The sequence below is a fragment of the Pseudomonas sp. Root329 genome (assembly GCF_001424925.1).
Taxonomy (GTDB): domain Bacteria; phylum Pseudomonadota; class Gammaproteobacteria; order Pseudomonadales; family Pseudomonadaceae; genus Aquipseudomonas; species Aquipseudomonas arabinosi.
Genome location: NZ_LMCV01000029.1, coordinates 1 through 13,675 on the forward strand (window position 1 = coordinate 1; position 13,675 = coordinate 13,675).

Sequence of the window (13,675 nt, forward strand, 5' to 3'; positions counted from 1 at the left end):
ACTATCAGCAGACCAAAAACCTGCTGGTGAGCTACGACATCAATCCGTTGGGCTTCTTCTAAAAAAGCGTGGGCGATGCAGATGTTTCTGCGTCGCCCTTTCAATAGTCATCGCGAGCAGGTCGGATCGCCGCACCGTCGCTCCCACATTTACACCGCGTTTCCCTGTGGGAGCGAGCCTGCTCGCGATGGCGCCCTCAATGACACCCCGAACATTGCCCTGCCGCTCTGGCACGGGCTTTGCGTGCTCGCTTTACACGAAAACGTCGCACCTGAAAGTCCAACAAATCAAAAAATAAAAAAGACAGCGAGGACTTATGACTTCTACTACACAGCTCAAACCCACACTCGGCACCCTGCATTTATGGGGCATTGCCGTCGGCCTGGTGATTTCCGGCGAGTATTTCGGCTGGAGTTACGGCTGGGGCACCGCAGGGACCCTGGGTTTCCTCGTCACCGCGTTGATGGTGGCGACGATGTACACCTGTTTCATCTTCAGCTTCACCGAATTGACTACCGCGATCCCCCACGCGGGCGGACCGTTTGCCTACAGCCGGCGGGCCTTTGGCGAGAAAGGCGGACTGATCGCCGGCATCGCCACGCTGATCGAATTCGTCTTTGCGCCCCCGGCGATTGCCATGGCCATCGGCGCCTACCTCAACGTGCAATACCCGGAACTTGACCCCAAGATCGCCGCCGTTGGCGCCTATTTCGTGTTCATGGGCTTGAATATCCTCGGCGTCAGCATCGCCGCGACGTTTGAACTGGTGGTCACCGTGCTGGCGGTCGCCGAATTGCTGGTGTTCATGGGCGTCGTTGCGCCGGGCTTCAGCTTCAGTAATTTCGCGCTTAACGGCTGGTCGGGCGCCAACGAGTTCACCATGGGCTCGATTCCCGGCATCTTTGCGGCGATCCCCTTTGCGATCTGGTTTTTCCTTGCGATTGAAGGCGCGGCAATGGCGGCTGAAGAAGCCAAGGACCCGAAACGCACGATTCCCAGGGCTTATGTCAGTGGCATTCTGACCCTGGTGTTCCTGGCCATCGGCGTAATGGTGATGGCCGGCGGCGTTGGCGACTGGCGTCAACTGGCGAACATCAACGATCCGTTGCCTCAGGCAATGAAAGCCGTGGTCGGCAACAATTCGTCCTGGATGCACATGCTGGTGTGGATCGGCCTGTTCGGTCTGGTGGCGAGTTTCCACGGGATCATTCTCGGCTACTCACGGCAATTCTTTGCGCTGGCCCGGGCCGGTTACCTGCCTCGCGGCCTGGCCAAGCTCTCGCGCTTCCAGACTCCGCACCGGGCGATCCTGGCCGGCGGCGTGATCGGCATCGCGGCGATCTACAGCGACGGTCTGGTCAACCTGCAAGGCATGACCCTGACGGCAGCAATGATCACCATGTCGGTATTCGGTGCCATCGTGATGTACATCATCAGTATGCTGAGCCTGTTCAAACTGCGTAAAACCGAGCCGAACCTTGAGCGTACCTTCCGCGCGCCGGGCTACCCGATCGTGCCAGGGATTGCGCTGTTTCTGGCGGTGGTGTGCCTGGTGGCGATGGCCTGGTTCAATACGCTGATCGGGTGTGTGTTCCTCGGATTTATGGCTGTCGGTTACCTGTATTTCCAATTGACCGCCAAGCAACGCTTCGACGCACCGGCGGACGCGATGCTCGAAGGCGTCTGAGTTGCACCGGCTCCGGGCCTGTTGCCCGGCGCCTGCCTTATTGAAGTGCACAACAATCCCCTGTGGGAGCGTGCTTGCTCGCTCCCACAGAGAAGCAGATCGCATTACTTATAGATCAGGAGGACTCCGTCCCATGGCCGCATTTGCCCATTCCGTCGGCGCCCAGACCTATCGTTTCGAGAGTCTCAAGGAGGTCATGGCCAAGGCCAGTCCGGCGCGTTCCGGGGACTTTCTGGCCGGCGTCGCCGCCCTCAACGATGGCGAGCGTGTGGCCGCGCAGATGGCCCTCGCCAACATCCCGCTCAGCCACTTCCTGCAAGAAGTACTCATTCCTTACGAGGCCGATGAAGTCACCCGACTGATCATCGACACTCACGACAAACAAGCATTCGCCGCCGTCAGCCACCTCACCGTCGGCGGCTTTCGCGACTGGCTGCTCAGTGATGCCGCCGACGAACAGAGCCTGCGCGCCCTCGCGCCCGGTCTGACCCCGGAAATGGCCGCCGCCGTGTCGAAGATCATGCGCGTGCAGGATCTGGTGCTGGTGGCGCAGAAAATTCGCGTTGTTACAAAATTCCGCGGCACGATGGGTTTGCGTGGGCGGTTATCCACACGCCTGCAACCCAATCACCCCACCGATGAACCGGCCGGCATCGCCGCGAGCATTTTGGACGGCCTGCTGTATGGCAACGGCGACGCGATGATCGGCATCAACCCGGCCACCGACAGCATCGCCTCGATCTGCGCCATGCTGGAAATGCTCGACGCGATCATTCAGCGCTACGAGATTCCGACCCAGGCCTGCGTGCTGACGCATGTCACCACGTCCATTGAGGCAATAAATCGCGGCGTTCCGCTGGACCTGGTGTTCCAGTCGATCGCCGGCACCGAAGCGGCGAACGCCAGTTTTGGTATTAACCTGAACGTGTTGCAGGAAGGCTATGACGCCGGTTTGAGCCTGAACCGCGGCACGCTGGGCCAGAACCTGATGTATTTCGAGACCGGCCAAGGCAGCGCCCTGTCAGCCAACGCTCACCACGGCATCGATCAACAGACCTGCGAAACCCGCGCCTACGCCGTGGCGCGACATTTCAAACCGTTCCTGGTGAACACGGTTGTAGGATTCATCGGCCCGGAATACCTCTACAACGGTAAACAGATCATCCGCGCCGGCCTCGAAGACCACTTCTGCGGCAAGCTCCTGGGCGTGCCCATGGGTTGCGACATCTGTTACACCAACCACGCCGAAGCTGACCAGGACGACATGGACACCCTGCTGACCCTGTTGGGCGTGGCCGGGATCAACTTCATCATGGGCATCCCCGGCTCCGATGACATCATGCTCAACTACCAGACCACCTCGTTCCACGACGCCCTTTACGCCCGCCAGACGCTGGGCCTGAAACCGGCGCCGGAATTCGAACAATGGCTGGCGAGAATGGGCATTTTCACCCAGGCAGGCGGCAAGATTCACTTCGGCGACAGCCTGCCGCCGGCTTTCCGCCAAGCGATGGCGCAACTGGGATGAGTGTTGAAATGGATAAACCACCCGTTGACCCACAGAACCCGTTGCTGGAACTGCGTCGCCTGACGCCGGCGCGGATAGCCTTGGGTAGAACCGGCACCAGCATGCCGACCAGCGCACAGCTGGATTTCCAGTACGCCCACGCTCAGGCGCGAGATGCGGTGCACTTGCCGTTCGACCATGCGGGGCTCAGCTCACAACTGGCTGAACGCGGGCGTGCCAGTTTGCTGCTACACAGCGCCGCTACGGACCGGAACAGTTATTTGCAACGCCCCGACTTGGGGCGAAAGCTGAGTGATGAGTCGGCGCAGGCACTGCGCGATTACGCATTGGCCAATCCCGGCGGTGTCGATTTGGCCATTGTCGTTGCCGACGGGTTGTCGGCGCTGGCCGTTCATCGCCATACCCTGCCGTTTCTGGCGCGGATGGAAGATCAGATTGTGAGCGACGGCTGGTCCGTCTCACCGGTCATTCTGGTGGAACAGGGTCGGGTCGCCGTAGCCGACGAGATCGGCGAGCTGCTGGGTGCAAAAATGGTGGTGATCTTGATCGGCGAACGCCCTGGTCTCAGCTCCCCGGACAGCCTGGGGCTGTATTTCACCTACAATCCAAAGGTCGGGCTGACGGATGCCTATCGCAACTGCATCTCCAATGTCCGGCTCGAAGGCCTGAGTTACGGCATGGCGGCACACCGTTTGCTGTATTTGATGCGCGAAGCCTGCCGGCGGCAGTTGTCAGGGGTCAATCTGAAGGACGAAGCCCAGGTTCTGACACTGGAGTCGGACGCAGGAGCGGACATGAAAGGTAATTTCCTACTGAGTTCGTCGGATGCCTGAACCGTTTCCGCATTGCGTTTCTGATCCAGTTTCAGGCAGGATCGAAACACGGCCGCCCGAGTGAGAACCGTTCGCCGTCACAGTACGTGAAGACAGCCACTTGAAGACGAGACCTACCATGCGGATTATTCAAGCGACCCTCGAACACCTGGACCTGTTGACCCCGTTGTTCGTCAAATATCGCGAGTTTTATGGCTCCCTGGCTTATCCGGACTCGTCCCGGGCGTTCCTTGAAAAACGCCTGCGTCGCAAGGAGTCGGTGATCTACCTGGCCCTGGCCGATGACGACAGCAACAAACTGATGGGTTTCTGTCAGTTGTATCCGAGCTTTTCGTCCCTTTCGCTGAAGCGCGTGTGGATCCTCAACGACATTTACGTCGCCGAAGAGGCACGCCGCCAGTTGGTGGCCGACAACCTCATCCGCACCGCGAAAAAAATGGCCAAGGAAACCAACGCTGTACGCATGCGCGTTTCCACCAGCAGCAATAACGACGTCGCGCGGAAAACCTACGAATCCATCGGGTTCAAGGAAGACACCGAGTTCATGAACTACGTGTTGCCGATCAGCGACGAGCTATAAGCCGAAAAGATCGCAGCCCTTATGGGGACGGCCCTGTGGCTGCGATCGTCTTCTCACTGCGCTCCGAAATCCCCCGCTACAAACTCAACGCGCTTTTCACTTCTCAGCCCGTATAATGCCGATCTTTCCGGCTTGTAAGAAAAACTACACCCGTCTGTAGCCTTTTCGCGAAGTCATCCGCACAGGCCTGCAGAGTCGGGCCGTCACCACAGGTGCTCTCCATGGATTTCAACCCGCTCGACATTATTCTGCATCTCGATGTGTACCTCGATTTGCTGGTAAACAACTACGGGCCATGGATTTACGCCATTCTGTTCCTGGTGATCTTCTGCGAAACCGGCCTGGTGGTGATGCCATTCCTGCCGGGCGATTCCCTACTGTTCATCGCTGGCGCAGTAGCCGCCGGCGGCGGCATGGACCCGGTGCTGCTGGGTGGGCTGCTGATGCTGGCGGCAATCCTTGGCGACAGCACCAACTACCTGATCGGACGAACGGCCGGCGAGCGTTTGTTCAGTAACCCGAACTCGAAAATCTTCCGCCGCGACTACCTGCAGCAAACCCACGACTTCTACGACAAGCACGGCGGCAAAACGGTGACGTTGGCGCGTTTCATGCCGATCATTCGCACCTTTGCACCGTTTGTCGCCGGCGTGGCCAAAATGCCTTACCCGCGTTTCTTCGCCTTCAGTGTTTTTGGCACGATCCTCTGGGTGGGCGGTCTGGTGACCCTCGGTTACTTCTTCGGCAACGTACCGTTCATCAAAAAGAACCTGTCGCTGCTGGTCGTGGGCATCATCCTGCTGTCGCTGGTACCGATGATCATCGGCATGATCCGCAGTCGCCTTGCTAATGCCGCGTCCAAAGCCCAATCGCGCTGATTCACCATGTGGTCCCTTAGCGCCTGGCGTCGCCAGCGCACCTTGGCCAAGCATCCGATTGCCGACGACATGTGGCAGCGGGTGCGCCATCACCTGAGTTTTCTTGATGGCATCAGCGCCGCCGAAGACCAGTGGCTGCGCGAAGCCAGCGTGCTGTTCCTCCAGGACAAACACCTGACCGCCCTGCCCGGCGTCGAACTTCACCTAGAGCAGCGCCTGCTGCTTGCCGCCCAGGCGCAACTGCCACTGCTGCACTTGGGCGATCTGAATTGGTATCAGGGTTTCCACGAAATCGTCCTCTACCCCGACGACTTCCTCAGCCCCCAGCGCCATCGCGACGCCAGCGGCGTCGAACACGAATGGGACGGCGAACACAGTGGCGAAGCCTGGCAGCAAGGCCCGATCATCCTCGCGTGGCCCGGCGTGATCGCCAGCGGTGGCTGGGAAGGCTACAACCTGGTGATCCACGAACTCGCGCATAAACTCGACATGCTCAACGGCGACGCCAATGGCCTGCCGCCGCTGCACGCCGACATGCGGGTCAGCGACTGGGCCAAGGTCATGCAAGAGGCCTACGACGACCTCGACCGGCAACTGGACCGCAACCCGGATGCAGAAACCGCCATCGACCCGTACGCTGCGGAAAACCCGGCCGAGTTCTTCGCGGTCACCAGCGAATACTTCTTTAGCGCCCCGGATTTGCTGCACGAGGCGTATCCTCAGGTCTATGAGCAACTGAAGCTGTTTTATCGTCAGGACCCGCTGGCCCGGCTGCGGCAACTTCTGGCCGAAGACCCGGTCTATCAGGCACGCGACTAAGGTCTCTACGACCCTTGGATCGTGGCATCGGCGGCGGAATATGCCTATAATCGCCGCCACTTTTTGGTCAATCCGGCCAAGTGTTTTTGGTCAACTAACGGGGGCAACGCCCAATGAGCTACAGCAAGATTCCGGCTGGCAAAGACCTGCCGAACGACATCTACGTCGCGATCGAGATTCCGGCCAACCACGCCCCGATCAAATACGAAATCGACAAAGACAGCGATTGCCTGTTCGTTGACCGTTTCATGGCCACCCCGATGTTCTACCCGGCCAACTACGGTTTCATCCCGAACACCCTGGCTGACGACGGTGACCCCCTCGACGTGCTGGTTGTGACCCCTTACCCGGTTGCTCCAGGTTCGGTCATCCGCGCCCGTCCGGTCGGCATCCTGCACATGACCGACGACGGCGGCGGCGATGCCAAAGTCATCGCAGTGCCACACGACAAGCTGTCCCAGCTGTACGTCGACGTGAAAGAGTGCAGCGACCTGCCACCCCTGCTGATTCAGCAGATCGAGCACTTCTTCGCGAACTACAAAGACCTCGAAAAAGGCAAATGGGTGAAGATCGAAGGTTGGGGCGACGCAGAAGCCGCTCGCACCGAGATCATGAAGTCGGTTGCTGCCTATAAAGGCTGATAGCCGTCTCTCACGAACGGCTATAACGAAGAACCCCGGTTGATCCGGGGTTTTTTGTGGGCGTTTGAATATCATATTCAACAGCACATTTAACGGGCGGGCAAACCGGTTTTTTCTTGTTTAATTTTTACAAAAGACGTCTTACATCAGGACTTAAATTTCACGCCAGATTTGAACGTTTTGTTGAATCAAAGCCTTATGCCGCACGGCTAGACTCGTGTTTATGAAAAAGAACAAAACCTGCGGCCCACGATTCAGAATGCTCCTGAAAGAGCTACAAATCACGACAACAAGATTTGCCGAATTCCTGGGTATTTCCGACCCTCAAACTGTCCATAACTGGTATGCCCGCGGCGTTCCTGACTACCGCATGGAAGATGTCGCCAGAAGACTGTCCGTGAACACTGAATGGCTAAAAACCGGCGAAGGACCGCAAGACGCCAGGGAATTGCATCTGATCGATGCATCCGGCAATACCTTCGACGCCCAGTCAATCCGGGGCACTTATCGGGTCATCGACCCAGTCGATATCGAACTACCCTTTTACAAAGAAGCGGCCACTGCCCCCGGCTCCGACAAAACCCATGTCATCAAAGACCCCAGCGAATCGATCCGCCTGCCGCGCAGCGATCTTGACTCCCTGGAAATCAACCACGCCGATGCCATCTGCGTCCGCATGGTTGGCAACAGCATGGCCGAAAGAATTGAAGATGGCTCCATCGTTGCCATCGACCGCGGGCTCACGCAAATTGTCGACGGAGAGATTTACGCAATCGAGCACGACGGCATGTTGCGCATCAAATACCTGAGCCGGGTACCAGGCAACGCGATACGCATGCGCAGCCACAACAGCTCCGAATACCCGGATGAAGTCTTCAGACCTCCGCAAATCGAAGAACAAAACATAAGGGTTCTGGGATGGGTGTTCTGGTGGTCGACCCTGAATAAACGCAGGCCACCCATACCTTTTCTGTAAACACATAACTATGTAGCAGCAGGCTCCGCCAGCGGCTACAAGTCACGGGATAGCTCTACCCCGCACACCACGCTGGGAGTTCTGCAAAAAAATCAGTATGCTGCGCCCCACATTTGCGTATCGACCCTTCTTCAGGCTCAGATCGCACCGACAAGGCAGGTGATTTTCTCGCCAAGTCCCACAGCCGGACGCAAGATCCGGGTGTACGTTTTGAAGGCTGGCGCGGTTTACCAAAAATGAACCAAGCCAGTCCCCGAGAAGCCGGCCACAAGCCGGCTTTTTAATGCCCGAAATAGTCCTGTCCCATCCGCGAAGCTGATATAAGCTCCACGTCTGGCATAAAATCAATAACCCTAAACAGCCCCCAACCTCAGACTTCTGACCGTTATGGAATACGTGGTGCCCTGGAGCGGTTTTCTTTCGCTGATCGAACCTTATACCCCCAGACTGGCGGTGGTCGACAGCCCTATCCGCCGGACACTCTGTTGCGCATTCACCTGTTGCAGAACGGGTTCGCCCTGAGCAATCCGGCGATCCTGGCGCCTGACAGGCTTTCTGTCATTAATGGTGAGCGGCTCAGTATAATCGCTGATAGTTTGAACACACGTAAGGCGAGGTGAATATGCGGCGTGGTTTTGGCATCAAAATGCGGACGTTGATCTTTGGAACCGGCACCGGCGGCGTTAACTATTATAAGAGCTGCCGTGATCGCCACAAAGTTATTGGCTTTCTTGATAACAACCCACAAAAGCATGGCCAGTTGCTATTCGGAAAAACCATCTATTCGCCAGAACAACTTACCGACCTGTCCTTTGATAAAATAATTATCGCCAGTGATTACTACCAAGAAATCCAAAAGCAACTCATGGATGAGCTCGCAATAAACGAAGATAAAGTCACCGTCTATAGGCCGTCCCAAACGAAACCCTCGAGGCTACAATTTTTAAGGCAGCGCGTGAAGTTGCTTCGCTTTGAACTCAGCTGCAAGCGGACCGGATTGGTATCCGACAAGACACTTCGAGCGTTAATTGAAGCCGTCGCTACGTCTAAAGGCACAGGCTCGGCCGCATCAGAGCCTGCAACGCATTGCCTGCGAATAAGCAGTCCTGCGAATACGGTGACGGCTTCGCTGCGCACGATGCGCGATTGGGCGGAAAAAACCGGGTTAACGCTGCTGGAAGCAGGTGAAGTGGAAAAAATCCCCTTCAAAGCACCTCATGTGTGGGGGCGTCCTGCAACGACCGAAACAACCATAGCGCTATCAAACAAACCCTATGTCGCGGATATTGCGGGTGCCCGCATCTTCGGCAACTCGAGCATCATTCTGACTTCAGACGGCACAGCCATTAGTGACACAGGGGCGCACCCGAAATTTGGACGCTTCGTCAGCTTTGTTTATGAACCCGTGGTGTTTGCCCAACAACCAGACAAAGTCATTTTAAGTTTTGGAAATTTTGAGACCAGAGAGATTGAGGCTGGTATTTTTTTATCGGGCCTGGTCTCTAACGCCTTTGGTCACTGGTTACCAGAGTTTTTGCCAAAGTTGCAATTTCTACAACAGCACCCCGATTTTGCAAATCTGCCACTTATCGTCGATGCCGATATGCCGCAAAGTCACTTTGATCATCTACGACGACTTTCCGACAATCCTCTGATATTGCTGCGAACGAATGAATCGCTCATCTGTCGACGTTTACTGGTAGCGCCATCCCCTGCTTTTTTGCCGACCGAGTTTTTTGCCAACGATATTCCGGTTTCCGAAATGCCGGGCCTATCGCCTCGGGCGATGCGATTTATCCGGGGAAATCAATCGCTCTACAGCAAGGTGCGCCGCGAAAAACGCATATTTTTAGCCCGAAAAAATATGAAATGGCGTCGCTTGCTTAATGAAAAAGAAATTGAAAATGCTTTGTCTGACATTGGCTTCGAAACAGTGTTCACTGAGGACATGACCGCACAAGAGCAGATCGAGATTTTTCAGAAGGCTGAGTGGATAGTTGCGCCTAACGGATCAGCGCTCCTCAACTTTGTTTTTGCCGATCCCAGTGTAAAGCTGTTGGTGCTGACTCAGCCGAACTTACATAACTGGGGGACGTTCCAAGGGCCGATGGAGACCCTGGGGTATTCTCCGCTCTGGGTGTCCGGAGATTACGCACACGCCGAAGATCAAAAACATTCGCACTATCAAGTACCCGTGGAACGTGTTTTTGAAGCGCTTTCGTTTCTGGGCATGAACGTGGTTAAAAATTAACGTGCGTGATAAAAAATATTTTTGTCACCCAGCCATCGTTGCCGCCGCGTAGAACACATCAACGCCATCGGAGGCATGGCGCTGTACGACCGCGAGGTGTTCCAGACTCAGGGCGTGACACTCAAGTTCATCCGCTCGCGGCTGTTCGAGTATCCCCAGTTCGGCGCCCCCTTTGTACCGTGGCTTTCAATGGTGGATGTGATGATGTTCAATGCGCCGGAGCAGGTCTGCGCCGTCGTCATAGGTTGCTATGAATTGGTTTGAGGGGAAGATATGAGCAACGCGCTGGACAAACACGTGGCCGCCTACCAGGGTGACAATATTTACGATTTCGACAACGAAGTTCTCCTGACCTGGTATCCACAGCGCGTGCTACATCACGCCGGAGAGGCGTGCTCCTTGCTGGAGCTCGGGCTGGGCCACGGTTACACCACTGACATCTTCTCGCGTCGTTTCGTCCGCCATGTGGTGCTGGAAGGTTCCCCCGCCGTTATCCAGAATTTTCGTGACAAGCATCCTGACTGCAAGGCAGAGATCGTCGAGACCTGGTTCGAGCGCTTCGACACAGACGAGCGCTTTGACGTGATTGTGATGGGTTTCATACTTGAACACGTGGAAGACCCACTGCTGATCCTTCGACGTTTTCGCGAATTTCTAGCCCCAGGAGGCAAGATGTTCCTGGCAGTGCCTAACGCTGAAGTGCTGAACCGCAGGCTGGGCCAGTTGGCCGGGCTGCTGGACGACGTCACCACCTTGTCCGAGAACGATCACCTGCTCGGCCACCAACGGTTTTACACGGTGGCGACCTTGAGCGCCGACGTGGCCCAGGCCGGTTGCGTCGTGGACCGACTTGAAGGCATCTACCTCAAGCCTTTCACCACCCGCCAGATCCTTTCCCTGCAACTGGATAGCAACGTCATCGACGCACTGTGCACCGTTGGCATTGACTACCCGGAACTGAGTTGTGGCCTGTTCGCCGAGATTTCTGGCCAATGAAGATACTGCTCGTAGGCGGTAACGCTTCACTGGCGCAAGTGCTGCGCCCGGTGCTGGCATCGTTCGCCGAAGTACTGACGGCCGGACGCAGTGGCTGCGATGTGGCGCTGGACCTGAGCGAGCCCGTCGAGCAGTGGTATTTGCCGCAAGGTATCGATGTCGTCGTCAATCTGGCAGCACACTTTGGCGGCGTTGATTTCGATGCAATGCTTGAGGCCGAGCATGTCAATGTTTTGGGCGGGCTCAAGCTATGCCACGCCGCCAGGGAAGCGGGCGTACGGCATTTTGTGAGCATATCCAGTATCAACGCATACGTGGATGGCGACTCCGAGTATTACGGGGTTTATGGCCTTTCAAAACGGCATGCTGATGAACTCATTCAGTTGTATTGCACCAAGGTAAACCTGCCCTGCACCCTCTTGAGACCCTCTCAGCTGTATGGCGAGCTGGATAGCTTCAGGCGGCACCAGGTGTTCCTGTACAGCATTTTGGACAAGGTGCTGCGCAACGAAGATATTGTTATCCATGGCAGCAGAGACGCCCGGAGAAACTACCTTCATGCGGAAGACTTTTGCAGGATTGTCGCAGCCGTCATCCGCGGCCGCGTAGAGGGCCTGTATGCCTGTACAAACGAGGAAGATGCCAGTCTCCTCACGGTGGCCAAAGCGCTTATCAAGGCAGCAGGCTCTACAAGCAACGTAGCGTTCAATGCCGCCATGAACGACCTTTCGGATAACGTCTTTCCTTACGACGACACCTTGTACCGCAAGACGGGGACTTATCCTGCCATCGGGATAGAGCAAGGACTCGCTCGTCTGGTGGCAAACAGGTTGGTGACTCCGTGAAAAGAGTACTGGTTTCCGGCGCCAGCGGCATCGTGGGTTATGGCGTGTTGCGCGCTCTTCGCCAGACAGGGCAAGACATTTTCCTGGTCGGCACATCGATCTACGACGACTCGGTCGCGCCCGCATTCTGCGACGTGTTCGAACAGGCGCCGCTCACCGGTACGCCGGAGTATCTCGACTGGCTGCTCGCCACACTACGGCGACATCGCATTGACCTGCTGGTCCCCGGCATCGAAATCGACATGTACCACTGGGTCGACCACATCCCACACATCCAGGCGACCGGCGCATTACCCTTGCTCAATGAACCGTCGCTGATTGCGCTGTGCAAGGACAAATGGGGGTTTTACCAGCAACTGCTGGCAGCCGGCGTCACCTGTGCCATCGAAAGCTCGCTGGAGCAGGACTTTGCCACACTGGTAGCGCAATTCGGCCTGCCCTTCCTGCTCAAACCTCGCCGGGGCTTTGGCTCCAAGGGCATTGTTCGGGTGACCTCGGAAGCGGTTTTCCAGAAGCATCGCGCAGACATCGGCACCGTACTGATGGCGCAGCCCATCGTCGGAAACGATGAGGAGGAGTTCACCCTCTCTGCGTTTTGCGACGGGAGCGGCGGTTATTTCGCCAGCATGACGTTGCAGCGCAAGCTGTCGCGTGACGGGTTCACCGACAAGGCCGAAGTGGCTGACTCGGCGGAGTTCGACCCGGCAATCGACGAGCTGTGCCGCTTGTTACGCCCACTGGGACCGACCAACTTTCAGTTTCGCCGCTGCGCGCAGGGACCCAAGCTGCTGGAAATCAACCCCCGGATTTCTTCCTCCACCGCCATCCGCACCGCGTTCGGTTACAACGAAAGCGCAATGGCGCTGGATTACTTTCTGGATCAACGCGATCCGGCTCAGCCCGTCATTCGCCGTGGCCGCGCCGTCCGCTACACCGACGAGCACATTTTCTATGAAGACGGCCTTCATCTCTGACATCCACGGTAATTACGAGGCGCTCAAAGCGGTGTTGGCCGAAATTGACCGGCAGGGTGTGACCAGCATTTACTGCGCAGGCGACGTGGTGGGCTATTACGCACAGATCAACGAGTGCTGCCGCGAACTGCGCGAACGTGAGATCCCCTGCGTGATGGGCAACCACGACTGGTACATGGCGGGCGGCGGTTTCTGTTCGCGCTCGCGCAGCGTGAACGACTGCCTGGTCTACCTGCGCACCATCATCGAACCTGAGCATCTGGACTGGCTGAAAACGTTTCCGGTGCAGCGCGAAATCGGCGAAGTCCGACTGGTTCACGGCGGCTGGACCGACCCTATCGATGAATACCTCAAGCCCTCTGCCGAGTACTTCGAACGGGTACAGGGACGCGTCTTTGTCTCCGGCCACACCCATGTGCAAACCGTGCAACGCTACGGCGACAAGATTTACTGCAATCCCGGCTCGGTAGGCCAGCCGAGGGACGGCGACCCACGTGCGGCATTTGCCATTTATGAAGCGGGTGAGTTCACCCTGCATCGCGTCGAGTACGACATGCGGAAGGTGTTCGACCTGATGGAGGCCGCCGGCTTCAACGACTACTACTACGGCGGACTGAAAACCGGCGCGCGCAATTTGCGTCGGCTTGCGGACTGAAGCGGGATTGGA

14 protein-coding genes and 1 pseudogene are annotated in these 13,675 nt (G+C 57.1%); all 15 read left to right on the forward strand.

The genetic code is table 11. From position 1 onward, the window contains the following. Window positions 1-316 precede the first annotated feature (316 nt). The 15 genes and pseudogenes from eat (at window position 317) to ASC74_RS20745 (ending at window position 13,663) form a co-directional block, all read left to right on the forward strand. The gene (gene eat / locus ASC74_RS20680) at window positions 317-1,687 is read left to right on the forward strand and encodes an ethanolamine permease (RefSeq protein WP_056743607.1); all 1,371 of its coding nucleotides are present in this window, start codon (window positions 317-319) and stop codon (window positions 1,685-1,687) included. 133 nt (window positions 1,688-1,820) lie between these two features. Then, window positions 1,821-3,215 (forward strand): ethanolamine ammonia-lyase subunit EutB, encoded by a 1,395-nt coding sequence (locus ASC74_RS20685; RefSeq protein ID WP_056743609.1) that lies wholly within the window; start codon window positions 1,821-1,823, stop codon window positions 3,213-3,215. A gap of 8 nt (window positions 3,216-3,223) precedes the next feature. Then, on the forward strand, window positions 3,224-4,048 hold the full coding sequence (eutC, locus tag ASC74_RS20690; protein WP_177338871.1) for an ethanolamine ammonia-lyase subunit EutC: 825 nt from the start codon (window positions 3,224-3,226) through the stop codon (window positions 4,046-4,048). Window positions 4,049-4,166: 118 nt separating this feature from the next. Continuing rightward, window positions 4,167-4,628, forward strand: coding sequence for a GNAT family N-acetyltransferase (locus ASC74_RS20695; protein WP_056743612.1), 462 nt, complete (start codon window positions 4,167-4,169; stop codon window positions 4,626-4,628). Window positions 4,629-4,849: 221 nt separating this feature from the next. After that, window positions 4,850-5,506 (forward strand): DedA family protein, encoded by a 657-nt coding sequence (locus ASC74_RS20700; RefSeq protein ID WP_056743613.1) that lies wholly within the window; start codon window positions 4,850-4,852, stop codon window positions 5,504-5,506. 6 nt (window positions 5,507-5,512) lie between these two features. Then, window positions 5,513-6,325 (forward strand): zinc-dependent peptidase, encoded by an 813-nt coding sequence (locus tag ASC74_RS20705; protein WP_056743615.1) that lies wholly within the window; start codon window positions 5,513-5,515, stop codon window positions 6,323-6,325. 113 nt (window positions 6,326-6,438) lie between these two features. Continuing rightward, window positions 6,439-6,966 (forward strand): inorganic diphosphatase, encoded by a 528-nt coding sequence (gene ppa / locus ASC74_RS20710; RefSeq protein ID WP_046047374.1) that lies wholly within the window; start codon window positions 6,439-6,441, stop codon window positions 6,964-6,966. Window positions 6,967-7,189: 223 nt separating this feature from the next. Continuing rightward, window positions 7,190-7,942, forward strand: a complete 753-nt coding sequence (locus ASC74_RS20715; protein WP_056743617.1) for a S24 family peptidase — start codon at window positions 7,190-7,192, stop codon at window positions 7,940-7,942. A 378-nt stretch (window positions 7,943-8,320) separates the two neighbouring features. Then, window positions 8,321-8,478: pseudogene (locus ASC74_RS31645) on the forward strand (IS5/IS1182 family transposase); the annotation flags it as partial. Window positions 8,479-8,564: 86 nt separating this feature from the next. Beyond that, complete coding sequence (locus tag ASC74_RS20720) at window positions 8,565-10,193, forward strand: glycosyltransferase family 61 protein (protein WP_056743619.1); 1,629 nt, start codon at window positions 8,565-8,567, stop codon at window positions 10,191-10,193. A 21-nt stretch (window positions 10,194-10,214) separates the two neighbouring features. After that, window positions 10,215-10,457 (forward strand): WbqC family protein, encoded by a 243-nt coding sequence (locus ASC74_RS20725; protein WP_269084625.1) that lies wholly within the window; start codon window positions 10,215-10,217, stop codon window positions 10,455-10,457. Window positions 10,458-10,466: 9 nt separating this feature from the next. Further along, window positions 10,467-11,189 carry a class I SAM-dependent methyltransferase gene (locus tag ASC74_RS20730; protein ID WP_056743622.1) on the forward strand — a complete coding sequence of 241 codons (723 nt, stop codon included), beginning with the start codon at window positions 10,467-10,469 and terminating at the stop codon, window positions 11,187-11,189. Next, window positions 11,186-12,034: an NAD-dependent epimerase/dehydratase family protein gene (locus ASC74_RS20735; protein ID WP_056743624.1), complete on the forward strand. Its 849-nt coding sequence runs from the start codon at window positions 11,186-11,188 to the stop codon at window positions 12,032-12,034. Before ASC74_RS20730 ends, ASC74_RS20735 begins: the two co-directional genes overlap by 4 nt. Further along, window positions 12,031-13,008: an ATP-grasp domain-containing protein gene (locus ASC74_RS20740; RefSeq protein ID WP_056743626.1), complete on the forward strand. Its 978-nt coding sequence runs from the start codon at window positions 12,031-12,033 to the stop codon at window positions 13,006-13,008. Before ASC74_RS20735 ends, ASC74_RS20740 begins: the two co-directional genes overlap by 4 nt. Next, on the forward strand, window positions 12,986-13,663 hold the full coding sequence (locus ASC74_RS20745) for a metallophosphoesterase family protein (protein WP_056743628.1): 678 nt from the start codon (window positions 12,986-12,988) through the stop codon (window positions 13,661-13,663). The genes ASC74_RS20740 and ASC74_RS20745 overlap by 23 nt, the downstream gene beginning before the upstream one ends. Window positions 13,664-13,675 lie beyond the last annotated feature (12 nt).

Coding starts and splice junctions, on each gene's coding strand:
- eat (WP_056743607.1), top strand. CDS start 317: ATGACTTCTACTACACAGCTCAAACCCACACTCGGCACCCTGCATTTA.
- ASC74_RS20685 (WP_056743609.1), top strand. CDS start 1,821: ATGGCCGCATTTGCCCATTCCGTCGGCGCCCAGACCTATCGTTTCGAG.
- eutC (WP_177338871.1), top strand. CDS start 3,224: ATGGATAAACCACCCGTTGACCCACAGAACCCGTTGCTGGAACTGCGT.
- ASC74_RS20695 (WP_056743612.1), top strand. CDS start 4,167: ATGCGGATTATTCAAGCGACCCTCGAACACCTGGACCTGTTGACCCCG.
- ASC74_RS20700 (WP_056743613.1), top strand. CDS start 4,850: ATGGATTTCAACCCGCTCGACATTATTCTGCATCTCGATGTGTACCTC.
- ASC74_RS20705 (WP_056743615.1), top strand. CDS start 5,513: ATGTGGTCCCTTAGCGCCTGGCGTCGCCAGCGCACCTTGGCCAAGCAT.
- ppa (WP_046047374.1), top strand. CDS start 6,439: ATGAGCTACAGCAAGATTCCGGCTGGCAAAGACCTGCCGAACGACATC.
- ASC74_RS20715 (WP_056743617.1), top strand. CDS start 7,190: ATGAAAAAGAACAAAACCTGCGGCCCACGATTCAGAATGCTCCTGAAA.
- ASC74_RS20720 (WP_056743619.1), top strand. CDS start 8,565: ATGCGGCGTGGTTTTGGCATCAAAATGCGGACGTTGATCTTTGGAACC.
- ASC74_RS20730 (WP_056743622.1), top strand. CDS start 10,467: ATGAGCAACGCGCTGGACAAACACGTGGCCGCCTACCAGGGTGACAAT.
- ASC74_RS20735 (WP_056743624.1), top strand. CDS start 11,186: ATGAAGATACTGCTCGTAGGCGGTAACGCTTCACTGGCGCAAGTGCTG.
- ASC74_RS20745 (WP_056743628.1), top strand. CDS start 12,986: ATGAAGACGGCCTTCATCTCTGACATCCACGGTAATTACGAGGCGCTC.